Origin of the sequence: Pedobacter frigidisoli, from assembly GCF_032678525.1 — a bacterium.
In the GTDB taxonomy this organism is placed as follows: domain Bacteria; phylum Bacteroidota; class Bacteroidia; order Sphingobacteriales; family Sphingobacteriaceae; genus Pedobacter; species Pedobacter frigidisoli_A.
Genome location: NZ_JAVTSE010000001.1, coordinates 1,144,144 through 1,168,271, shown reverse-complemented (window position 1 = coordinate 1,168,271; position 24,128 = coordinate 1,144,144). Strand labels below are relative to the sequence as shown.

The window sequence follows — 24,128 nt, the reverse complement described above, 5'->3', positions numbered from 1 at the left end:
ATAAGACCGGAGATAAATCCCAAATCCATTATCTCCGATCTTAAATCTGATTAATATGCCCTTGCGAACAATACCCTTTGTGTAGATGGTTTACCTGAATAAATACATACTCCATCTTCCAGTTTATTGTCTAAAGGAATACAACGAATTGTTGCTTTGGTTTCCTCTTTGATTTTCTGTTCTGTTTCTGAGGTTCCATCCCAGTGTGCTGAAATAAAGCCAGCCTTATCATCAAGTAAATCTTTAAACTCCTGATAAGTATTTGCCTCAGTGATGTGTTCGTCTCTGAAAGCCAATGCCTTATTGAACATGCTGGTCTGGATATCTTCCAACAATTTAACAATATAAATATCAAGGCCCTCCTGAGGCACAGTTTGCTTTACTTTTGTATCTCTGCGGGCAATCTCAACAGTTTTATTTTCCAGATCTCGTCCACCAATTGCAATACGAACCGGAACACCTTTTAGTTCGTAGTCGGCAAACTTAAAACCAGGACGTTGTGTATCGCGATCATCGTACTTAACCGAAATACCCATACCACGTAGGCGCATAGTCAGCTCATTTACGTAAGCAGAAATTCTTGCTAAATCTTCATCTCCCTTGTATATAGGAACGATGACTACCTGAATCGGAGCAAGTTTCGGAGGAATGATCAGACCTGAATCATCACTGTGTGCCATAATCAGTGCCCCCATTAAGCGTGTTGAAACACCCCATGAGGTTGCCCAAACATGGTCTAGCTTTCCATCTTTACCAGTAAATTTAACATCGAATGCTTTAGCAAAATTCTGACCCAAAAAGTGTGAAGTACCTGCCTGGAGTGCTTTACCATCCTGCATTAATGCTTCAATGCAATATGTATCAATTGCACCGGCGAACCTTTCGTTTGGAGACTTTCTCCCCCGGATCACGGGAACTGCCAACCAGTTTTCTGTAAAATCGGCATAGATATGAAGCATGCGTTCAGTTTCCTCAATTGCTTCGTCGGCAGTTGCATGTGCTGTATGACCTTCCTGCCATAAGAATTCAGCAGTGCGCAAGAATAACCGGGTACGCATTTCCCATCGCACCACGTTCGCCCACTGATTAATCAGGATAGGTAAATCACGATAGGACTGAATCCAACCCTTATAGGTATTCCAAATGATAGTTTCAGAAGTTGGGCGTACAATAAGTTCCTCTTCCAGCTTTGCGGTTTCATCAACGATAATATTTCCATTCCCGTCATTTTTTAGACGATAATGTGTAACAACGGCACACTCCGTTGCAAAACCCTCAACGTGAGAAGCTTCCTTGGAAAAAAATGACTTTGGAATGAATAAAGGAAAATAAGCATTTTGATGTCCGGTATCCTTAAACATTTTATCCAAAATTGCCTGCATTTTTTCCCATATAGCATAACCATTCGGCTTGATCACCATGCAGCCACGTACTGCAGAATGCTCAGCGAGGTCAGCTTTCAAAACAATATCGTTATACCATTGAGAATAATCGGCGTCTCTACTTGTAATTTCTTTGCTCATGTTATGTATTTGGAACGTAATTTGTGTGTTAAAAAGTGTAAAATTAGCGCACAAATTTATAAATTTATGCCTAACAAATGCCATTAACATTGACTAGCTGTAAAATTTATATGATTTTATTCACTTAACACATAGTTAGTAATACCTTTGATTTGTTTATTTATCAGTGAACACACACAACTAAATATAAACACAATGAAACCAATTAAATTTTTACCCGTATTCATGATTGCTGCCGCTGGGTTGGTAGCATCATGTTCTACATCAAAATTGGCTAGCAATAAGCCGGTTGATGATGTGTACAACTCTGTTGCAAAGGCACAAGAAGTTGAACGATATATTCCAACTCAAAATCAGGCTCAGGCCCAAACACAGCAGGGTCAGAATGATTACTATGATGAATACTATGGAACAAGTAATCCTTACTATGACATGGATTATTCATCAAGGATTAATCGTTTTTACAATGGTTACAGTTTCCAGGGCTACTATGATCCTTATTTCGACAACTATTACTATGGCAACAGCTATGGTGCAACCAACTATCTTGGATACGGAATAGGATGGGGTAACGGTTACGGACTAGGTGGCTGGGGTGGTAGTTACTATGGTAGCATTTGGAATAATCCATTCTACTATGGTAATTCTGGCTTTGGATGGAACAGCGGCTTATATGGCTGGAACTCATGGGGTCCTTATTCCTACTACGATCGTTTCGGTTGGGGTGGCGGCTGGTATGGCGGCGGCTGGGGTGTAGGTGGTGGTTACTACGGAGGTGGAGTTGCTACCAACCGCGGTAATTACAGACCAAGGCCCGGAAGCAATGACACCGGCGTTCCTAGAACATCTGTGGCAGGTACAAATCCAAATTATGGACGCCCAAGCAGATCTGGATATACCGGAAATGGCAATGGATCTATCAGTTCAACTAACCCTAATGGTAGTGGCAGACCAACAAGAAGTTATCAGCCACAAAACAATGGAAATACCTATACACCTAGTGAACGTCCGACACAAATGAGTCGTCCGACCAGAACGGAGAGTGCTCCAAGTTACTCGCCTCCAGCAAGCAGTGGATCAGGCTCTGGTTCAAGCGGCGGCGGTGGTGGCGGTGGCAGCAGACCATCAAGAGCAGGTAGAGGTTAATAAGCGAAACACATAACATGAAAAAATATATACTGGCTTCCATAGTAGCTACAGTAGCTACTATAGGAACATCATACGCTCAAAGTTACGCGCCCGATGCTTTCCGTTTTTCACAAACCAACTATGGTAGTTCAGCCCGTTTTAAAGGAATGGGTGGTGCACAAATTGGCGTAGGTGGCGATATGGGTTCTATCAACGCTAACCCTGCTGGATTGGGTTTGTTTACTAAATCTGAGTTTAGCTTAACCCCTGAATTCAATTCTGTTTCAAACAACAGTTCATTTCTTGGAACAGACACCAAGGCAATTAAGAACCAGATCAACCTGAATAACATTGGGGTTGTATTTTACAACCCTGCCTATAAAGTTAAAGGAAGCGATGTAAACAAGGGATTGGTAAGTACCGTTTTTGGTTTGAGCTACACCCGTAACAACGACTTTTTAAATAACATCAACTATGGTGGTGTAAATACCAATAGTTCAATCAGAGATGCATATGCTGAACAGGCAAATGCCTTTGGCATTGAAAATACAGTTGCTGGTGATGCCTATGACAGTTATTTAATCAACAGAAATGCTACTAATTTTCCTAACGGTTTCTCTGCAGAACCTTATACCGGTACAAGCTTTAATCAAAACTGGAATGAAGCGCGACTTGGTTCGACATCTGAATTCAACGTTGCGGGTGCCCTGAACTTTGGCAATAAGGTTTACATTGGCGCTACCGCTAGTTTTGTAAACGTTAGATATATCAGCGACGCTACATTTACTGAAAGTGGTTTGGTTAACACTTTCGATCCTGCTGACGGATATGCAGGTAATGAAAATTATAACCTTACACATTTCAGAAACCAGGAAACGAAAGGCGGCGGATTTAACCTGAAACTGGGAATGATCTTCAGACCGGTAAGCGAGTTTAGAATTGGTTTGAATTTTCAAACTCCGACGTGGATGAATATACAGGATAATACAAGCGAAACTGTAAACAGTCAATTATCTGGCTATTCTTCAAACAACCCAAGCAGAAATTACACCTTTACCTATAATCTGCGTACGCCTTTAAAAGCATCAGCGGGTTTAAGTTACGTTATTGCAGGAACTGCGTTAATCTCAGCAGATGTTGATTACATTGATTATGCTTCGATGCGATTCTCGTCAGACAATGGTTCAGATCCGGCAACAATCAATAGTTCGAACACCTTTATCAAAAATTCTTACAAAGAAGCTGTAAACTATCGTGTAGGCGCTGAAATTAAAGTGAGCCCTGAAGTGAGTGTTAGAGGTGGTTATGGTGTAAATGGAAACGGAGTTAAAGGTGGCGATAATTCCTTTTATCAGGGCCAATACTTTACAGGTGGTATTGGTTATCGTGTTGATAATTATTACTTCGACTTGGCTTATCAGAATTACAAAACCAACTTCAGTTCTGCTCCATATGAACTTAACGATTATTCTGAGCCTGTTGCTGACGTTAATAGCAAAAGAAATAATGTATTCCTAACCTTCGGTGTTAGGTTCTAATGGCGAAAATATAAAAGTGTAATATCTTTCTATTGCCCCCAAAAAGCTAACTGCTTATTGGGGGCATTTTTATCTGTGCTGAACTGTAATTATCTTTTCCCCGTAAATCAAACCATTATCTGTAACCCCCTGTACAACGATCCTGAATTTTCCGGTCAGATCTCCGGTATTGAATTTGATTATAGTCGGCTTATCCGCGGTTAATGGTAATTGATAATTCCAGTATACTGTTGCAAAATTTATCGGTTCATTTTTGTTGGCGATATCTGAAATATAAAAATCCTTTGGGAGTTTGACCCCAGTCAAAACATAGACATTCGGTTTTGATTCATAACCTGTGCATCCTACATACCGTATACTTCCTCCCCTACCTCCATTACCATATGTCTGTCCTTTCACTGGCGGACGGTTTCCAGAATCTCCAGGATGATTAGGGCAATTTAAAATATTGTATGTACATACATAATCGCCGCATTCATTGGCATGCTGATGAAAAAGGCTCTCATCTCTATTTGCGGTAATGATAACCTCCTTCAATCTGATACCACCGGTAAATAACTGAGATTCACTTCTATCATTTATTGAGATCATCTTCGAGCCTGCGTTTTCGTAACCTTGCGAACTAACGTTTGTCTCAATCTGACTTAGAGGATCCTTAAGAATGAGGTCATAAGCTGAGGAACTCTTCTCCTGCACGTTTAGCCACACCTTCCCCCTATCGTTTATAAGTAAATACTCAACTGGTATTGTAAATCGACCAGTGCTATCTGTTTTGACTGTATTCACATTATTTGCTGCAAGTGTGAAAAGGCTGACCGGCGCTTTCAGACCCTTCTTCCCTTTTTTCACCTGGCCGGTTACTTCCAGACTTGAAATGGAAGCATGATACTTTTGTTTTTCTGCTGGCCACTTATAGCGATTCCATCCTTTGATCATCAACAGCTCATTCAACAATTCCCGATCAGAAAACCTTGTTCCTGACATACCATTGGGAAGTATACCTAATTCTTTTTCCAGTAAGCAGTAATCAACAATATTTCTTTCGTTTGCAAGTGTTAACCGATTTGCATGAACACATGCAACTGAAACAAAACCGCTTTCCCATGGACGTTGAGACTGCAAATTGAGTCGTACCAGAACACTGTCACGGGTTGAATAAGTTTCTTTATCGCTTGCCACGCTGAGGTTATTCAAATGGTCATAATGTACGAAAATTATTTTCTCTGTTAATGGACGGTATAAACTATCCAGAACGGTTACGCTGTTAAGTCCAGCGGGTACTGAATCCAGTTCGAACCTGACTGGCTGTAGCATATTTGCCCTTAGATTCAAATCTGATTGAAGAAATATACTGGAATAGTTATGTAATAGCAGGTGGACTTTTGTATTGAAATTGCTTTTTAAATGAATGCGCAAAATATTATTACAGATATTTTCAGTAGCAGATATTGTGATGCCTGTTTTAAGGATCTCTGGCAAGGATATAGTTTTACCCGGACCATCAGCACTTAAAATCTTAACATAGTATTTTGAATTTAGATTAGGCTGAATATTGAAAAAGCCAAAACCAAGCGAATTGGTAGCAATAGTATCCAATACTTCATTATCACGGTATAATAATGCTTTTGCTTTGACTGAAGTACCATCAAATCCTTTAATTTCAAAACCGACTTTACTGGCTAATCCATTTACGAGATACCCCCCTTCAGGATAAAACTTAACCTGATAGGATTGTTGACCGCTATAAGGCAACTCATATTTAACATGACGGATATCGTTTCCCTTTTTAACAGTTATTGCGAGTAAATTGTTATCTGCCGTGATTTCGTCAGATGGGTAATCAATCATATACTCCCCAATCACACTGCTTTTAGCAATACCTTTTTTCAATATCTTGATCGTTCCAATGCTATAGCGAATCTCAGCGTCCTCCACAAATCGGTTATCACTTGTAAGCACTTTTAATAAAGCCGTTCCAGTGTTATTGTTCCCATTATTTCTTTTAAAAACAGAGACCTTTGCCGTTAGCGTATTCACTATCGTAGACTTTACTGTAATGGGTTGAATAAATTCTGCATCAGATTTATTATTGATCATTAGATTGGTATTCACTACAAAACGATAATTGCCACCTGGTAATGAGTCGGGTAGCATGAAATTACCGAAGCAAAGTCCTTTTTCAATGAGAAACTTATCCTGCATAATTACAGTGCTATCCTGGTTATTAACCAATAATATATACAGTGTGTGGTAATTAACTAAATCTGTTTTGCCTTTTAGTAAATACCCGGTAAACCAAACCTGATCATTATTGGTGTAAACATTCTTATCAAAATGAACGAATAAGGTTGATTGGGCATGATGTTTCCCATAATTTTGCAGGTTATCGGCTATGCTATCTAGCTTTTGGCCATACCCCTTTAAAGCGCTGGAAAGCACTGCAAATAAAATAACGAAACGAAAAAGCTGAGTTAACATCTCAATCTTCCGTTTAAAATCAATAAAGATTAAATTCTTGAAATCATATTATGCCTGACAGTGAACCACCCGGGCGTCCCATCTGGTCTACTTTTTTCTCAACATCAGCATCACGAATCAGTTCCGGGGCATGATGAGGTTTTCTCCTGGCATCGATTATCAAAGAACCTTTACATCCCCAGTGTTTGTTTATGGTAAAATCATTTACACCATAAATATCGGCAGCGGGATTGCTTCGGGTAAATGCAATCCAAACCAGATTATCAATATTTGAAGCAGTGAATTCCGCGTCGTCTGCTAAAATGAGTAAAGGAAATCCACTAAGATCCTGATCAATAAGGGAAATATTCAACCGTGCAATTTCAACAGCCGTTTTTTCGGCACTGACAAATTTATCACATTCCAGTATCATCACGCCCGCAATCGCAACTTCTGCTTTATAACAGCCGTCTCCCAACTTTAGGTTCTCGGGAAGGGTTTCCCACAATTCACGTTTTTTTTCACCGGCCGCTGCAATCACAACTTTCGATCCACTATTTAATCCATCTCCACTATAATCCAGTGTATCAATTGTGGTATTGGTGTAGAAATGTATATCTCTGGTTAAGTCGATACGCTCCAGTATATGAGAAATAAAGGCCTGAACATGATGGGTACTTAGTGTTTCATTATCTTCTTTCGCTGCAATGAAAACATATTTGGCTAAACTAAGTTGATTTTTCCCTAAGATATGATTAGCAATAGTCAATATTTCCTGTGGTCTTCTTTCTGTTAAATAAGGAGTATACCGTTCACTTCCTATGGCAAAAAGCAAGGGATGAACCCCGGCTGCATCAACAGCATGAACCTCTTTTAAGCCATGAATTTCCTGAGGAATGGCAGAACCAGTAATTTCATGGATAAGCGCGCCAAAGCTGGTGTCTTCCTGAGGAGGACGCCCGACTACGGTGAATGACCAGATGGCATCTTTTTTATGATACACATTGTGTACCTTCATTAAGGGAAAAGGGTGTGTTAAACTGTAATAGCCTAAGTGGTCACCAAATGGTCCTTCAGGTTTATTTTCATTTGGATAAACGGTTCCTGTAATGATGAAATCGGCATCTGCAGAAATGCAAAAACCTTCCTCATCATAAAAATACCTGAATCTTCTGTCGCCCAATGCACCGGCGAAAGTCATTTCAGATAATCCTTCAGGTAACGGCATAACCGCTGCCAGGGGGTGTGATGGAGGGCCGCCCACGAAAATACTCACCTTTAATGGCAAGCCAAGTTGGTTCGCTTTGGATTGGTGTACACCTATACCGCGATGAATCTGATAGTGTAATCCTATTTCTTTATCCGGAATATAATCGTTACCACTCAATTGGATACGGTACATACCTAAATTGGCATTGAGTACGCCTTTTTTTTCTACATCCTCCGTGTATACCTGCGGCATGGTGACAAACGGTCCACCATCCATTGGCCAATTTACGATTTGTGGTAGCTGACTGATACTTGTTTTTAGAAAGTTATGCCTTGCTGACGGCGTTTTTAACGGTAGGGCTGACAATGCCGACATTGCTGAACCTGCATATTTGAAAGGGCTTTTAAGGGCTTTCATCGGATCGTTTCGTAACGAAACCAATTGTTGCACTTTTGGCAAAGTATCTCTGAATATGAATTTAGATCTTTCTAGCGTTCCGAATAAATTTGACACTGCAGGAAAGGGGCTTCCTTTTATATTTTCAAAAAATATTGCAGGCCCCTGCTTTTCATAAACCCTTAAGTGGATGGCTGCCATTTCCAGGTAAGGGTCTACCTCTTCTTTAATACGAATTAAATGACCATGCTTTTCGAGGTCTGCAACACAGTCTGCCAAACTTTTATATGCCATGCACCAAAGATAGTTAATTACTTATGCTATAAAACAAAAAGCCCCGGATAAACAGATTTTAATATTCATCTATTCATCCGGGGCAGAGAATTTGTTTTCAACTTGCTATTTCTTACCTGCAAATGAGCGTAACATCCAGGTTGTTTTTTCTTTGAACTGCATGAATTTGTTTACCATGTCATTCGTGCCTTCGTCACCCGCCTGATCAGCAGCTTCCATCACTTCTCGTTCAATCTCAATTAGTTTGGACATATCATCGAGTAAAGCCTCTACCATATCCAGATCTTTCATTCCTATGGTATCGATTTCTTTAATTTGTGATTCACTGATGTAATCTGCAAAACGGCTATGCGGCGGCTTACCTAAAGTTAGCACACGCTCGGCAATTTCATCGATAGTAACCTGGGCATTTGTATATAATTCCTCGAATTTAATATGAAGGGTGAAAAAGTTCTGGCCTTTGATATTCCAATGACACCCTCTCAACTTCTGATAATGAATGTGATAATTAGCTAAGTAATCATTTAAAAGATCAACCACTGGTTTAACTTCTTTTTCGTTTAAGCTTATCTCTTTAGCGTCCATTTTTTTATTTATTTACATTGTTTTTAATGAGACAGTAACAAATTACAATGGCAAAAGTTTTAATGTATTTTTTAGTTTAAACAATACCATTATTATTCGGTCGTTTATATTTCAACATCAAAACAAACACCAATTTACAAATGATTAGAAATGAATAAAATATAGGTTGACAGAATATAATCGTGTCCGTATCCGGCATATCTTGTTCATCCCACATACCGCTTCATTTATAATATTATTCGTATAATTGCTTTCTTTGACTTAGAATTTACATAAAAATAAATGCACAAAATATATTTATCTGCTGTAGTTTTATTTGCTTTAAACATTGCAAATGCAAAGGCTAACTCAGCAAGAGACTCTATCGGCGTAGAAAACAATAATGGCAAAAAGCTTATCGTTCATCAGATTGTAGCAAAAGACACTTATTATTCGATAGGAAGAAGATACAATGTCGCTCCCAAAGACATTATGATCTATAATGATAACAAGTATCTTCAAATTGGCGTAGTGATTAAAGTACCTACAAATATTCCCTTTGGATCATCACCTTCTGTAGTTCAAACTCCGTCAAATGCAGAAGGGGGAATTATTGAGCATACGGTTAAAGCAAAAGAAAACCTGAATATGCTCGCAGAGAAATACAGCACAACCGTGAGCGAAATCAAAAGATTGAATAATTTATCGTCAAACAATCTCAGCATCGGTCAGATTTTAAAAATCTCTTCCAAAACTGCCGGACAATCCGTTCAACAAAGCGAAAATACGCCAAACAAAGAAATTGCGGCACAGCCTAAACAGGAAAATACGACTACCGATCAAACCATGATCGAGCATACGGTTGCACCAAGGGAGTTTTTGGGTAAAATTGCAGAGAAATATGGGACTACGATTGAAGAGGTCAAAAAAGCAAATAATTTGTCTGGTAACAATCTTAGAATCGGACAGAAGCTGAGGATTCCTGCCACAAAAAATGTTGACAAAAATAAAATTGTAAGTGTTGCTGAGCAACCTCAACCAGAATCAACAAAGACAGCTGATGTTGCAGGAAGCCATACAGTATTGCGAAACGAAACGATTTTCACCATCGCCAAGCAGTACGGGGTTACTGCATATCAACTCAGAAAACTGAATGATTTGCCTGATAATAATCTGAATATCGGCCAGGTGATAAAAGTTCCGGGAGGAATAGTAACCGAAGTTCAGGTACCGAAAGAAAAACAGGGAGAACAGGCCAAACAAATCCCTTCAACCACCTCCACCTCCAAAGAAGAAAGTTTTATTTATACGGTTGCTGACGGAGAGAACATTTTCAGCATTGCAAAAAAATACAACCTTACCGCTTATCAAATCCGGATTGCCAATAAAATGGACGACAATATTTTGAAAGTTGGCCAGAAACTTATTATTCCTAGTCCGCCCCAGCCTAAATCCGTAAATGACTTATCGAAAGAAGCCCAGGAAAATGAACCTGATAGTACTGTGATAAAAGATCCGAAACTGCGTCGCGACCCTAGTGTTTACGGTTTGAGTCAGATTGAGGAAAAAGGAACAGCAATCTGGATTGCTGATGCAGATTTGGATGGAACAAAAATGTTGGTTTTACACCGTACTGCGCCAGTTGGGCGCGTAATTAAGATTACCAATCCAATGACTAACAAAACGACTTTTGCAAAAGTTGTTGGTAAATTTACCGAGAATGAATCAACAAAAGATGTTATCATTGTAATGACTAAAGCCGTAGCCGACTCTTTGGGAGCTTTAGATAAGCGTTTTTTCTGCAATTTAACATATAGTGCTGCTCAATGAGTTCAAATAAAAAGCCTTTTATAATTGGTATTGCCGGGGGTAGTGGATCAGGTAAAACATTTTTCTTAAACTGCTTTCTACATCATTTTAAACAGGATGAAGTTACATTAGTTTCTCAGGATGATTATTATATCCCTGCGGGTGAAATGACCCAGGAAGAGAATAAACTTTACAACTTTGATCTTCCATCAACCATTGATAGTGAGCAGTTTTTAAGAGATATCAAACAGTTGATAAATGGTGAGGTCGTGTATAAGAAGGAATACAATTTTAATAACCCATTGGCGGTTGTCAAAATTCTTGAAATTAAATCAGCCCCTATTATTATTGTTGAAGGACTTTTTATTCTTCATTTTAATGAAATAGCTAACCTGCTTGACCATACCATATTTGTTGATTCGGATGAACAGGTAGCTCTCGATCGCCGGATTAAACGGGATGGCTTAGAAAGGGGCTACCCAGAAGAGGATGTGCTATACAAATGGCACAACCATGTTGTTCCGGCATATAAGGAATATCTTCTACCCTATCGGGAGCAATGCCACAAAGTAGTGATGAACAATACCAACGAGCCGGATGAAATTATTGCTATTACGGAAGACATTTCCAATAATCTGCGAAATAGTATTCTGATCGATATTTAAAACTTATTTTAAAAGTCAGGCTTAACCAGTCTGACTTTTTTATTTCAGTTCAGTTTCATTTCAGGGATTTCTCTTTCAATAAACAAACGGCCCGCAGTCGATTGCATAATAAAATCTATACTTACACCTGGTGCCCTTTCCAAAAGCTTGAACCCGCCTTCAGGCAACACATCTAAAACGGCAAGTTCGGTCACTATTTTTTTAATGCACCTCACACCAGTCAACGGTAGCGTACATTTCGGAAGTAGTTTACTTTCCCCAGCTTTATTTACATGCTGCATAGCTACAATAATATTCTTTGCAGAAGCGACCAGATCCATCGCTCCGCCCATTCCCTTGACCATTTTACCCGGAATTTTCCAGTTGGCGATATCACCAGTTTCAGAAACCTCCATTGCACCTAAAATGGTAAGATCTACCTTTTGGGCCCTGATCATTCCAAAACTCATGGCCGAATCAAATGTCGAGGAACCAGGTAAAGTGGTAATGGTTTGTTTACCTGCGTTAATTAAATCCGGATCCTCTTGTCCATCAAATGGAAAAGGCCCCATACCTAATAAGCCATTTTCAGATTGCAACACAATATTAATATCATAAGGAATATAGTTGGCCACCAGTGTTGGAATACCTATCCCCAGGTTAACATAGTATCCATCTTTTATTTCTTTTGCAATGCGTTGGGCTATTTCTTCTTTTGATAATGGCATATTAGATGAGTGGTTGATTGATTTACAAAATGATAAAACTAAAGAATTACCTTGTGGCCTGGTTAATGTTTCTAACTGTTCTTTGCTCAATTCGTTTTTCATAATCTTTCCCCTGAAAAATCCGGTGAACATAAATTCCAGGTGTGTGAATATGGTCGGGGTCGAGTTGCCCTGCATCTAAAAGCTCTTCAACTTCTGCAATGGTAATCTTCCCAGCCATTGCCATTAGTGGATTAAAATTTCTGCTTGTGGATCTAAATATCAGGTTACCTGCTGTATCTCCCTTCCACGCCTTTACTATCGCAAAATCGGCATCAAAGGCATACTCCATTAGATAATCTTTACCGTTAAAGTTTCTGATTTCCTTACCTTCTGCAACGTCAGTTCCTACCCCGGCCGGAGTAAAGATAGCAGGCATACCGTAGCCGGCCGCCAAGCATCGTGTAGCTAGCGTTCCCTGCGGAATTAAATCAACTTCAAGTTCTCCACTTAACAACTGCCGCTCAAACTCAGCATTCTCACCAACATACGAGGAGATCATCTTTTTAACCAAACGCTTTTTAAGCATCAATCCAATTCCGAAATCATCAACACCGGCATTGTTAGATATGCAAGTTAGTGATTTTACGCCTTTGGCTACCAGGGCGGTTATAGAGTTTTCAGGAATACCACATAAACCGAAGCCGCCTAAGAGGATGGTAGCACCGTCAAAAATGTCATTAGTGGCTTCCTCAGCACCAGATACAACTTTATTGATCATTTTTATGAACTTTGGTTAGAACTCTAAAGTAATAAATCTGAATCAATTTGCGTTATAAAAACAATCCAATTTTGTTTAGATTAAGTTTAAATTGGAAATAACAATAACATCTACTAACTTTGTACTGCAATGATTTACGATAGAGACGACAAAACATTTATTATTCCAACCGACCCTGAATTCCAAAAAGGAATGGGATTCATTTTAAGTTGTACCGCAGAACATAAGAAATGCTGTGAGAAATTTAAGAAAGGTAAACGCTGCAAAAAATGCCCGGGAGATAAGAAAAAGTAATTTATATATTTAGTAATTGTGGTCGGTTAAGAGATTAGCCGACCACAATTGTTTAATTTAATATTCTTAATTTAAATAAACATAGGTAATTCCGTCTCCACCCCTGTCTGCGTGTTCATCTTCCATTCTGTCCACCTGGCTATATTTCCTCAGGTACTCTCTGATCATCTTCCTTAAAATCCCATCACCTTTACCATGAATAATTTTAATGGATGGAAAGCCGAGCATGATTGCTTTGTCCAGGTATTTTTCAACTTCGAATAAGGCATCTTCCGTACGTTTTCCCCGTAGGTCAAGCTCCGCCCTGAAACCTGAAACTGCATCATTCATGCGCCCTGCAAAAGAACCTGCACTACTCTGGATGACCTTTTTGGCTTCTTTGTTACTAATTCTCTGTACCCGGGTTTTCTTAACCGTTGAACGTAAATCGCCAATCGCCAATATCAGTTCGTTACGGTTGATTTCCAATACCTGGCCAGTAGTTTCACTATCAGTAAATTTTACCCAGTCGCCCACTTCAACTTCACCACCAACCACCACCTGAACCGGTTTAGGACGTTCTTTTGGAACTGTATTATTAACCAGTTCACGCTGAAGATTTTGACGCAGGACTTTGGTAACCAACTTATCCGCCTGCTTTTCTTTAATTTCAGCAATTGTATTTTCAACCAGCTTGTTGGCATTTTTTATAATATTCTGCGCCTCTTGCTTTGCTTCTTTAATCAGCACTTTACGATTTTCTTCTAAAAATGCTTTTAGCTTTTCGTTTTCGGCAACCAGGTTTTTAGCCTTATTTTGCTGATTGGCTAAACTTACTTTGGCATCATAAACGTTTTTCTTTTCCCGTTCAAGATCAACCAACATCGTATCTACCCTGTTTTGATTGGAGCCAGTTTTTTCCTTTGCCAATGCGATAACCTCTTTTGGAAGTCCGATATTTTGAGCAATTTCAAAAGCATAGGAACTGCCTGGCTTGCCCATTTCCAATATATAAAGCGGTTTCATTCTCGCATTATCAAAGAGCATAGACGCATTTTCAAGGCCCGGGGTATTCCCTGCAAAAAGCTTTAGATTAGAATAGTGAGTGGTAATTACACCGCGTACCTTTTTATTATTTAATACCTCAAGTACGGCCTCGGCCATAGGTCCACCAAATTGCGGATCAGTACCCGTACCGAACTCGTCAATTAAAACCATTGTTTTCGGTGAGGCATGCTCCACGAAATACCTCATTTTTTTCAAGTGAGCGCTGTAGGTACTTAAATCACTTTCAATTGACTGATCGTCACCAATATCGGCAAATATATTTTCAAAAATTCCGACCTCACTATTTGCGTCAACCGGGATAAGTAGCCCGGTTTGTAACATAATCTGAAGCAGGCCTACCGTTTTCATACAAACAGATTTACCTCCGGCATTTGGGCCGGAAACTAACACAACACGGGTTTCAGCATCTATATGAATATTTAGCGGCGTTACCGTCTTCTTTTCGCTGGCAAAAGAAATGGACAAAAGCGGATGTCGGGCATTAATTAATTTTGTTTTCGGCTCTTTCAGCAATCCGGGCATTTCAGCTTCAATATCCAAAGCAAATAAAGCCTTCGCCCTTACAAAATCAAGCTTTGTCAAGAAGCCGTGATACGAAAGCAAAAGCGGAGAATATGGACGTAAATCATCGGTCAGGGCAATGAATATCTTGATAATTTCCCTGCGTCTATCAAATTCTAAATCGCGGAGCTTATTATTAAGTGTAAACACTTCTTCTGGTTCAATATATACCGTTTGGCCCGTTGCTGATTCATCATGTACAAAGCCTTTCAATTTACGTTTGTTTTCTGCCAGAACAGGGATACACATTCTGCCGTCGCGAATTGTTAAGCTGCCATCAGCTACCCAATTGTTGGCAATGGCTTGCTTGTATATGGAGTCCATCCGCTTGCGCACATCCTGCTCCGCCCTTGATATCGCAGAAGTAATCTCCTGCAGTTCTTTAGAAGCATTGGGTTTAATTTTTCCTTTTGGATCGATAACAGTCTCAATCTTCCTTAAAATACTTTTTTCGATCGGCAGATGCTCAAAAAGTGCTTCAAGAGTGGGATAAACTTCAGCTCGTTCCTCAAAAAATCGTAAAACAGAGAAAACGGTCTGTAAAGAGGTATAAACCTGGAACCATTCATCCTCCAGCAGGTACGTTCCTTCCACCCTTATTTTATCTACCAGGGATTTGATATCAAAAAAAGAATTGATCTGCAAAGGCTCATAGTTTTGCAAAATACTTTTAAACTCGTTTGTCTGTCGTAAAAATTTTTCAATCTGATCAAAACGGGTCATCACCTGCATCCTTTCCACCATGGCCTGCCCCATAGGGCTGAGACAATGTTTGCTGATCAGTTGCCTGATTTCAACAAATCCTAAACGTTCTAAGCAATTATCGGGATATAACATATTATCGTACTTGTGCCGGAACCATCGGAAGTTCGGTCGTCTTTTTTAAATTGATTAACGAGTCTGCCTGCTTCTTTTTCTTCGCAATCTGCCCCAGGGCTTTTACTTTTGATAGAGAATCCGGCTTCATCTTTTTTCTGATCTCCAACGAGTCAGCCTTAAATTTTTTGGCTATTTTAGTAGAGTCAGTTTTAAATTGTTTTCTTTTAATCATCGCATCTGCAATCTCCATAGCCTTTTTTTGCTTTGATAGTGAAGATTGTATTTTTTTATACACCGCTTCAAGCTCTGCCGGGTGATTGTTGTACCAGATCAAACTGGTATGGTATTCAGCAGAATCAGTGGAAAACTTCTTATATATTCCCTTATAATATCCTGAGGCTACTTTTTTTGCAGAGTCTGGGACGTAAATGGTAGAGAGATACCCATCAACTACATGTACATCAAACAGAATCTTTTCCATTCTATCTGGCTGGATAATATTAGCAGGCACTCCAGGCTTGCAACTGAGCCAGAATATACCACTCATCAATACCCATATTAGTTTCTTCATTGTTAATTAATCATTATTATTGCCCAAATTGCGGCAAGGTTATTAATTTTACCAAAAATAGTTATAAATGAGCATAGCTGATAATCTTAAAAAATATAAAAGTGAAGTAGAATCTGATGGGGTAAAGCTAATTGCAGTATCCAAAACTCAAGCAGCCGAACTGATGCAGGAAGCTTACGATGCGGGACAACGGGCATTTGGGGAGAACCATGTACAGGAAATGGTTGATAAGCAGGCACAACTCCCGAATGACGTCGAGTGGCACATGATTGGTCATTTGCAATCAAATAAAGTTAAATATATTGCTCCCTTTGTCAACCTTATCCATGGAGTCGACAGCCTGAAATTATTACAGGAAATCAACAAACAAGCATTAAAAAACAAGCGTGTTATTGACTGCCTCTTGCAAGTATATATTGCCGATGAAGATACCAAATTTGGATTGGGCTATGACGAAGTCATTGAGCTGCTGAGGTCAGAAGAGTACCAGGAGCTCAAAAATATTCGCATTGTTGGTTTAATGGCTATTGCAACCAATACTAAAAACGAGAAACAGATAACAATTGAGTTTAACGAATTAAAAGTATTTTTTGATGGACTCAAAGCCAGCTTTTTTAAAGACATCGAAACCTTCTCTGAAATATCTACTGGTATGAGTGCTGATTACAAAATTGCTATAGAAGAAGGAAGTACAATGGTAAGAATAGGCTCAAGTATTTTTGGAAAAAGAGCAATCAAACATTTTAAAAACATCTCTGCAAATTAAATGAATTTAAATATCAGAATTGCCGTAAAAGAAGATTGCCTCCGAATACTGGAACTCATTAATGAACTGGCAATATACGAAAATGCTCCTGATGAAGTAACGGTTGAGCTTAATCATTTTATTGATGCTGGTTTTGGCTCAAATCCAGTATGGAAAGCATTCGTTGCTGAAGTAGATGGTCTTGTGGTTGGATTTGCATTGTTCTATACCCGTTATTCCACGTGGAAAGGCAGCAGGTTATACCTTGAGGATTTTATTGTTACCGAAGATATGCGAGGAAAAGGAATAGGCAAAGTTCTTTTCGAGAAAGTTATTGAAGAATCTAAAAACGGAAACTATAATGGTATGGTGTGGCAGGTGTTAGACTGGAACGAACCTGCAATCAATTTTTACAATAAATACAATGCAAGCCTGGAAAGTGGATGGTTAAATGCTGCACTTTCAACTGAGCAGGTAAAAACTTTTTAGTGTATGGACATATTTAAGTTTGGAGGAGCATCAGTTAAAGATGCAGCTGGGGTAAGAAATATAGCTAACATCATAAGAAACTACAAAAAGGGAGGCTTACTTATTGTAATTTCTGCAATGGGCAAAATTACAAATCGGCTGGAAGACCTTAACTATGCATTTTTATCACAAAGTGAGGATACACACAGTATATTAGAAGAAATCAAACGTTTCCATTTTAGTTTAATTGAAGAACTTTTTGAAGGAAAGCAAAACGTGGTTTTAGACGATGTAGCAAACACCTTTGTTGAAATTGAATGGCTGATCGAGGACGAAGCAGATGAAAATGCTGACTACATTTACGATCAGATCGTATCCATTGGCGAAGTGGTTTCTACAAAAATTATTGCAGCCTGGCTCAACGAAACAGGTAATAAAGCACTATGGGTAGATGCCAGAAATTATATTCAAACCGATAATACCTATAAGGAAGGTAAGGTGGACTGGGTGAAAACCAATCAGATGATTCAAAAAGATCTTTTGCCTCTTCTAACTGATCAAATTGTCGTAACTCAAGGCTTCATTGGTGGTACCAGTGAAAATTACACCACAACTTTGGGTAGAGAGGGGTCGGATTATTCGGCCGCTATTTTTGCGTCTTGCCTTGATGCTGCTGCATTAACAATATGGAAAGACGTTCCCGGAGTTCTAAATGCTGATCCTAAGTGGTTCGATGAAACAGAAAAAATTGCCCAGCTATCCTACCATGATGCCATTGAGCTCACCTATTATGGGGCAACTGTCATTCATCCAAAAACCATTAAACCACTTCAAAATAAAGGAATTCCGCTGTTTGTAAGATCGTTTATCGAGCCAAAAGGTTCGGGCACAGCGATCACAAAAGACAGCAATCCGTTGCCAGTACCGTCGTTTATTTTTAAAGTAAACCAGGCGCTTATATCTATTTTTCCAAAAGATTATTCATTTATCATCGAAGAAAATCTGAGTAACATATTCGAACTATTCCACAAACATAAAATCAAAATTAACACCATGTTGAACTCTGCAATAAGTTTTTCAGTGAGTGTTGATGACCATGCGGGACAAATTGAAAAATTAATTAACGATTTATCAACTCAGTTTACCGTAAAGTACAATAAGGGACTTGAATTAGTAACGATTCGCTATTATAACCAGCAAACCATCGATCGGGTAACCATCGACAAAGATATATTGCTAGAAGTGAAGAGCAGGCATACTTGCCAGATGGTAATGAAAAATAGATCTCTGCTGTAGAAATGAATACGAAGATATTAGATGAAGCAGTTCAAAAGTACCTGCATACAAACCAAAATGCAGATCCAAATGACGTTGCCTTAGCTAAAAGTCCGTTTAAGGACATCACTGCAGCTGAACTGGCCGGCCAGATACAGGCCAGAAAAAAAGCCGAAAAAAAGCTACCAACATGGTTTAATACAAAGGGAATGTATTTCCCCTCTCCACTATCCATTGAACAAACTTCATCTGAAATTACAGCAGCATATAAAGCCAAATTAGCGATGGGCGCATCACTTATCGATGTAACTGGTGGTTTTGGAGTGGATGCGTATTATTTCTCGAAAAAAGTAGCTCAAGTTGTGCATTGCGAGATTGATACTTCATTATCAGAAATTGCAGAATATAACGGCCTATTACTGGATACTCGAAATCTTGACTTTAAAAATACGGATGGTATTGGGTATATTAGATCCGGCACAGCTGTTTATGACACCATCTATGTTGATCCTGCAAGGCGCGCAGAAAAGGGCAAGGTATTTATGCTGAAAGACTGTACTCCTGATATTGTAGACAGCTTGAGCGAGCTGCTTACCAAAACAAGCAGAATAATCATTAAAACAGCTCCTTTACTGGATCTTTCTGCTGGATTATCAGAATTGAAGCATGTCAGCCAGATTCATATCTTGAGTATTAAAAACGAATGTAAAGAGCTTTTATGGATCATTGATAATGGCTATTCAGGAGAAGTGGAAATTATTGTCACAACCTTGAATGAAATTGAAAAGTGCCTTGTTATCAATAAGTCCAATCAAAATAGTAAGATAAAATATGTCGATGACATATTGCCTGGAGAATATCTATATGAACCCGATGCTGCCCTTTTAAAGTCTGGGGCCTTCAATTTTATTGGCCAGCACTATGAGCTTCTAAAACTGCATCCACAAACGCAGTTATATGTTTCTAAAAATATAAACGAAAGTTTCCCTGGACGTATTTTTCTGGTTGACGAGGTGCTAACAACTACTGAACTAAAGAAGAGGAAAAATATCGAAGGCAACGTAATTGTGAGAAACTATCCCGCGAAAGCAGAAGAATTGGTTAAAAAATATAAGATTAAGTCGTCCGATTTGCAGTTTCTGATTTTCACGAAAATATTGAATGGGAATAACATTGTTTTAATCGGATCAATAAAACAGCATTATTAATGATAAAGGCTCTTTTGTAAAGAAGAGCCTTTATATTATTATACGTAGGTAATGAACGTTTAAACTTTTTTAACGTTTACGGCTTGCAAGCCTTTTCTGCCCTCAGCCACTTCAAACTCCACATTATCGTTTTCCTGCAAACTGTCTATCCCACCTAAAACATCTTTAAAATGAACAAACAAATCCTTGTTGTCTTCCTGAACAATAAATCCAAAGCCTTTTTGTATATTAAACCACTTTACTTTACCGGTTGCCATAAAAAAAATTAAAAAAGATATAAAATAATAAATTTTTAACGCTTTGATCAGCACTTAATTAAACCATTTTATTATTTAAATAAATTAAACAATCTAAATGACGCTAATATTGAAACAAAACTAACCAAATATAATAATTTGATTTTTCATTCCTAAATATCTACCTTAATTTCACAAAAAAGTTGCGATTAGAACGGAATTATTTGTTAGGTTGAGGTGTTGTTCTTAAATATGGTCTAATAACTTGGTGACCTTTTGGAAATCTGGCAGGAATATCTTCCGTTTTTATGCTATTCACCACAATAACGTCCTTTCCATCTTCCCAATCAGCCGGCGTAGCTACACTATAATTAGCCGTAAGCTGAAGTGAGTCAATAACCCTCAGTACCTCATTAAAATTTCTTCCGGTCGATGCAGGATAGGTAATGATCAGTTTAACCTTCTTGTCGGGACTGATGATAAAAAGCGACCTCACTGTTAAAGTTTCTGAAGCGTTCGGGTGAATCATATCATACAAATTTGCTACAGTACGTTCCGGATCAGCTATAATGGGGAACTCCACTGAAGTATTCTGAGTTTCATTAATATCGCTAATCCAGCCTTTATGTGATTCCGCAGAATCAACACTAAGCGCAAGAACTTTCACATTTCTTTTCGCAAACTCATCCTTCAAAGCAGCAGTACGTCCAAGCTCTGTGGTACAAACGGGTGTATAATCTGCAGGATGGGAAAACAAAACGCCCCAACTATCACCCAGATAGTCGTAAAAATCAATTTCACCTATTGAAGTAGTTGCCTGGAAGTTTGGTGCAACATCGCCTAGTCTGATACTCATAATAACATATTTTTAAAGTTGATTAGAGCAAATCTAAACAATACTACAGTAAATACATAGACATTATATCGATTAATACAATGAGATTATAATTCTATAAAAAAACCCTGCAGAAAGAATTCTACAGGGTCTCAAGAATATTAATTTATTTGGGAAATTAATTATACGCCTTGATCATAAATACATAATCTTGTATTTTTTCGATCTGTTTCGTACGCTTTAAACCAGAAAGCGTACTTCTTTTATTTGCTGATAGTTTGTTTTTGCCAAGTGAATCCTGAGGAATTGCCCTCATCGCTTCAAGGATATACTTTGATTTTACTGCAAAAGCTGCCCCCTCAGTTTGATCTGGTTTACTGCTGATGATACCGATCAAATTTCCGCTATCATCCAAAACGGGCCCTCCGCTATTGCCCGGATTAACCGAAATTGCCACCTGGTATTGAGTAGTATCTCCTACAAACCCATTTTTTGAACTTACATAGCCTTCACCCAAAACGGCGTCATCTTTAGGATAACCTAAAGTATAGACCATTTCTCCAATACTACTAGTGCTCTTTCTAATGGTGTAAGGGATAGAAGATAAGTTAGAGAAATTCTTATCGCTGATTTTTAATATTGCGATATCGTTTTGCGGATCTGTATACACCGACTTCACTTTAAAAGATTCACCTTTACTGTTTTGTACATAAAGTGAATCTGCTCCATTAATCACATGAAGATTGGTTAGTATATATCCATTGGTGGATACAGCAAATCCCGTCCCCCCTACACTGTTCTGTACCGCAGGTTTACCCGCAGCGGCAGACGTACTGTTTATCTTACGAATCAGACTGTTCTGGGTCTTAATGGCTTTGTTAACCTGAGTGCTCAACAAAATAAGTTGTTCTTTTTGGCGTGTATTGTGCTGGATAGAATAAACTGAGACAAGAGATAGCACCAGGAAAGAAGCCGCAACCGCAATGGCCGACTTATGCCTACGCCAAAGCTGTACCACCTTTGATGGGTGAGGTTTAAATGCATCCGCCAAAGTTTCTACATCGATCTCCGCATGGATGCTGTTTAACTGTTCTTCTAAACGCACTTGAGCTGCAAAGGCTTCCATAGACTCCAAAAAGAATTTATGTGAAACAACCTTATGATCAACGGCAGCATCATTCGCACGCAAAGCATCAAAAGCTGCTGTTTCCTGAGCATTCAACCTGCCCAAAAGGTAATCTTCAATAATTGCATCTAACTCTAAATCGTTTCTCATTTCACTTCTTATGGTTGAAAAAATATTTTCTTTAAACGTTGCAGACATTTATATTTCTGTGTTTTGGCATTGTCTGTATTGGTATAGCCAAACTTTTCACATATCTCTTGCATCGACAAGTTATGTATATAAAAATCCTGAATAATGGTTTTACAAGGCTCACCGAGGTGTTCCAGGGCTGATTGCATTTTAATAAAGGCAGCATCCTTGTCCTCATGTTGTTCAACATCTTCTTCAACTGCAAACACTTCCTCATAATCAGTAATGCTGCCAGCCTTTTTACTGTTCTGACTCAGCTTCTTCAACCAGGTGCGCCTGCAAACGGAATAGATATACGTTTTTAGTTTACTACTCAACTCAAAATCGCCACTCTTAATTTTATTGTACAAAACAATAATAGCTTCCTGATATACATCTTTTGCATCGTCTTCATCTCCATTATTATTGAGAATAAACTGCAAAGCCATCGGATAATATGCCTTATATAACTTATTAAGTATGTCTTCCGAGTTATTTAGAATACCTAAAATAACTTCTCTATCTGTTGGAACTGAACTCTTTAAACTGTTATTCACTAGTTAATACATTTTTCGATAAATAGTAACCCAATATTAGATAAAAAAATATTTACAGCTACTATGTTTGGTTAATACATTCCCGGGCCGTTCGGTAACCCAAGTTTGCTAATAAAAAATATTTTCACTTTTTGTAAAATTATCGGGTTACCTTTTTACCTTTGCGGCATTAACAAGAAAATTAATTACTTAAAAAATTCAAGAAAATGAAAAATGCATTCAAATTAGGCTTTTTAGCTTTAGCTTTATCTTTATCAGTTGTTGCTTGTAACTCAGAGAAAAAAGCTGAAGGTGCTGATACTACATTAACTGATTCTTCAACTATCGTTACTGATACTACTGCTGTTGATACTACAGTTAAAGATTCTACAGTTAAAGATACTACTGTAAAAGCGACTACAACTACTACAGAAGAAGTTAAACACTAGTCTAACTTTACTTATAAAGAATGGCCTTGATTTAATTATCAAGGCCATTTTTATTTATTTTATTTTTTTTTCGTTCTGCAGGGTTACCTTTTCACTTTTCCGGTATTAACAATAAATTAATTAATTACTTAAAAGAACTTCAAAATGAAAAATGCATTCAAATTAGGCTTTTTAGCTTTAGCTTTATCTCTATCAGTTGTTGCTTGTAACTCAGAAAAAAAAGCTGATGGCGCTGATACTACTTTAACTGATTCTTCAACTATCGTTACTGATACAACTGCTGTTGACACTACAGTTAAAGATTCTACAGTTAAAGATACTACTGTAAAAGCTACAACAACTACTACAGAAGAAGTTAAACACTAGTCTGACTTCACACATAAAAAATGGCCTTGATTTAATTATCAAGGCCATTTTTATTTATTTATTTTTTTTGTCCTGCAGGGTTACCTTTTAAGGTTTCCCGTATTAACAATAAATTAATTAATTACTTAAAGAAATCTCAAAATGAAAAATGCATTCAAATTAGGCTTTTTAGCTTTAGCTTTATCTCTATCAGTTGTTGCTTGTAACTCAGAAAAAAAAGCTGACGGCGCTGATACTACATTAACTGATTCTTCAGCTATTGTAACTGATACAACTGCTACAGATACTACTGTAAAAGACTCTACTGTTAAAGATACTACAGTTGCTGTAACTACAGAGAAAACTGAAGTTAAACACTAGTTTAACTTTAATA

23 protein-coding genes are annotated in these 24,128 nt (G+C 38.3%); 11 read left to right on the top strand and 12 right to left on the bottom strand.

Translation table 11 applies throughout. From position 1 onward, the window contains the following. Positions 1–50: 50 nt before the first annotated feature. On the bottom strand, positions 51–1,523 hold the full coding sequence (gene proS / locus R2Q80_RS04920; protein ID WP_316798517.1) for a proline--tRNA ligase: 1,473 nt from the start codon (positions 1,521–1,523) through the stop codon (positions 51–53). 195 nt (positions 1,524–1,718) lie between these two features. Here proS and R2Q80_RS04915 point away from each other — a divergent pair, with 195 nt between their 5' ends. Beyond that, positions 1,719–2,669: a hypothetical protein gene (locus R2Q80_RS04915; protein ID WP_316798516.1), complete on the top strand. Its 951-nt coding sequence runs from the start codon at positions 1,719–1,721 to the stop codon at positions 2,667–2,669. A gap of 17 nt (positions 2,670–2,686) precedes the next feature. After that, positions 2,687–4,189, top strand: a complete 1,503-nt coding sequence (locus tag R2Q80_RS04910; RefSeq protein ID WP_316798515.1) for a hypothetical protein — start codon at positions 2,687–2,689, stop codon at positions 4,187–4,189. Between the two features lie 69 nt (positions 4,190–4,258). Here R2Q80_RS04910 and R2Q80_RS04905 read toward each other — a convergent pair whose 3' ends face one another. The 3 genes from R2Q80_RS04905 to R2Q80_RS04895 all read right to left on the bottom strand — a co-directional run bounded on the left by R2Q80_RS04905 (position 4,259) and on the right by R2Q80_RS04895 (position 9,131). After that, positions 4,259–6,667, bottom strand: coding sequence for a hypothetical protein (locus tag R2Q80_RS04905; RefSeq protein WP_316798514.1), 2,409 nt, complete (start codon positions 6,665–6,667; stop codon positions 4,259–4,261). A 43-nt stretch (positions 6,668–6,710) separates the two neighbouring features. Next, positions 6,711–8,546, bottom strand: coding sequence for a UbiD family decarboxylase (locus tag R2Q80_RS04900; RefSeq protein WP_316798513.1), 1,836 nt, complete (start codon positions 8,544–8,546; stop codon positions 6,711–6,713). A gap of 105 nt (positions 8,547–8,651) precedes the next feature. Then, positions 8,652–9,131, bottom strand: a complete 480-nt coding sequence (locus R2Q80_RS04895) for a DNA starvation/stationary phase protection protein (protein WP_316798512.1) — start codon at positions 9,129–9,131, stop codon at positions 8,652–8,654. A 282-nt stretch (positions 9,132–9,413) separates the two neighbouring features. Here R2Q80_RS04895 and R2Q80_RS04890 point away from each other — a divergent pair, with 282 nt between their 5' ends. Continuing rightward, a complete protein-coding gene (locus tag R2Q80_RS04890; RefSeq protein WP_316798511.1) occupies positions 9,414–10,940 on the top strand; it encodes a LysM peptidoglycan-binding domain-containing protein in 1,527 nt (508 codons plus the stop codon). Then, positions 10,937–11,584, top strand: coding sequence for a uridine kinase (locus R2Q80_RS04885; protein WP_316798510.1), 648 nt, complete (start codon positions 10,937–10,939; stop codon positions 11,582–11,584). Before R2Q80_RS04890 ends, R2Q80_RS04885 begins: the two co-directional genes overlap by 4 nt. Before the next feature lie 44 nt (positions 11,585–11,628). Here R2Q80_RS04885 and R2Q80_RS04880 read toward each other — a convergent pair whose 3' ends face one another. From R2Q80_RS04880 to R2Q80_RS04865, 4 genes are all read right to left on the bottom strand, one after another. Then, positions 11,629–12,291, bottom strand: coding sequence for a CoA transferase subunit B (locus R2Q80_RS04880; protein ID WP_316798509.1), 663 nt, complete (start codon positions 12,289–12,291; stop codon positions 11,629–11,631). Positions 12,292–12,337: 46 nt separating this feature from the next. Further along, the gene (locus R2Q80_RS04875; protein WP_316798508.1) at positions 12,338–13,051 is read right to left on the bottom strand and encodes a CoA transferase subunit A; all 714 of its coding nucleotides are present in this window, start codon (positions 13,049–13,051) and stop codon (positions 12,338–12,340) included. Positions 13,052–13,411: 360 nt separating this feature from the next. Then, on the bottom strand, positions 13,412–15,790 hold the full coding sequence (locus R2Q80_RS04870) for an endonuclease MutS2 (RefSeq protein WP_316798507.1): 2,379 nt from the start codon (positions 15,788–15,790) through the stop codon (positions 13,412–13,414). Between the two features lies 1 nt (position 15,791). Beyond that, on the bottom strand, positions 15,792–16,343 hold the full coding sequence (locus R2Q80_RS04865; RefSeq protein ID WP_316798506.1) for a DUF4296 domain-containing protein: 552 nt from the start codon (positions 16,341–16,343) through the stop codon (positions 15,792–15,794). Between the two features lie 67 nt (positions 16,344–16,410). Between R2Q80_RS04865 and R2Q80_RS04860 the strand changes: the two genes are divergently transcribed. From R2Q80_RS04860 to R2Q80_RS04845, 4 genes are read left to right on the top strand one after another with little or no spacing between them, the layout of a single operon-like run. Continuing rightward, positions 16,411–17,109, top strand: a complete 699-nt coding sequence (locus tag R2Q80_RS04860) for a YggS family pyridoxal phosphate-dependent enzyme (protein WP_316798505.1) — start codon at positions 16,411–16,413, stop codon at positions 17,107–17,109. Beyond that, on the top strand, positions 17,110–17,577 hold the full coding sequence (locus tag R2Q80_RS04855) for a GNAT family N-acetyltransferase (RefSeq protein ID WP_316798504.1): 468 nt from the start codon (positions 17,110–17,112) through the stop codon (positions 17,575–17,577). A gap of 3 nt (positions 17,578–17,580) precedes the next feature. Further along, positions 17,581–18,852, top strand: a complete 1,272-nt coding sequence (locus R2Q80_RS04850) for an aspartate kinase (RefSeq protein ID WP_316798503.1) — start codon at positions 17,581–17,583, stop codon at positions 18,850–18,852. A 2-nt stretch (positions 18,853–18,854) separates the two neighbouring features. Beyond that, on the top strand, positions 18,855–20,039 hold the full coding sequence (locus tag R2Q80_RS04845) for a THUMP-like domain-containing protein (protein ID WP_316798502.1): 1,185 nt from the start codon (positions 18,855–18,857) through the stop codon (positions 20,037–20,039). Positions 20,040–20,098: 59 nt separating this feature from the next. Here R2Q80_RS04845 and R2Q80_RS04840 read toward each other — a convergent pair whose 3' ends face one another. From R2Q80_RS04840 to R2Q80_RS04825, 4 genes are all read right to left on the bottom strand, one after another. Further along, on the bottom strand, positions 20,099–20,296 hold the full coding sequence (locus R2Q80_RS04840) for a cold-shock protein (protein ID WP_316798501.1): 198 nt from the start codon (positions 20,294–20,296) through the stop codon (positions 20,099–20,101). Between the two features lie 199 nt (positions 20,297–20,495). After that, a complete protein-coding gene (locus R2Q80_RS04835) occupies positions 20,496–21,131 on the bottom strand; it encodes a peroxiredoxin (RefSeq protein WP_316798500.1) in 636 nt (211 codons plus the stop codon). Between the two features lie 157 nt (positions 21,132–21,288). Next, on the bottom strand, positions 21,289–22,386 hold the full coding sequence (locus tag R2Q80_RS04830; RefSeq protein ID WP_316798499.1) for a trypsin-like peptidase domain-containing protein: 1,098 nt from the start codon (positions 22,384–22,386) through the stop codon (positions 21,289–21,291). A gap of 8 nt (positions 22,387–22,394) precedes the next feature. Then, complete coding sequence (locus R2Q80_RS04825; RefSeq protein WP_316798498.1) at positions 22,395–22,961, bottom strand: sigma-70 family RNA polymerase sigma factor; 567 nt, start codon at positions 22,959–22,961, stop codon at positions 22,395–22,397. Positions 22,962–23,167: 206 nt separating this feature from the next. Here R2Q80_RS04825 and R2Q80_RS04820 point away from each other — a divergent pair, with 206 nt between their 5' ends. The 3 genes from R2Q80_RS04820 to R2Q80_RS04810 all read left to right on the top strand — a co-directional run bounded on the left by R2Q80_RS04820 (position 23,168) and on the right by R2Q80_RS04810 (position 24,115). Then, complete coding sequence (locus R2Q80_RS04820; RefSeq protein WP_047801316.1) at positions 23,168–23,389, top strand: hypothetical protein; 222 nt, start codon at positions 23,168–23,170, stop codon at positions 23,387–23,389. A 144-nt stretch (positions 23,390–23,533) separates the two neighbouring features. Further along, positions 23,534–23,755 (top strand): hypothetical protein, encoded by a 222-nt coding sequence (locus tag R2Q80_RS04815; protein WP_047801270.1) that lies wholly within the window; start codon positions 23,534–23,536, stop codon positions 23,753–23,755. 141 nt (positions 23,756–23,896) lie between these two features. Then, positions 23,897–24,115: a hypothetical protein gene (locus tag R2Q80_RS04810; RefSeq protein WP_047801271.1), complete on the top strand. Its 219-nt coding sequence runs from the start codon at positions 23,897–23,899 to the stop codon at positions 24,113–24,115. The last annotated feature ends 13 nt before the right edge of the window (positions 24,116–24,128 follow it).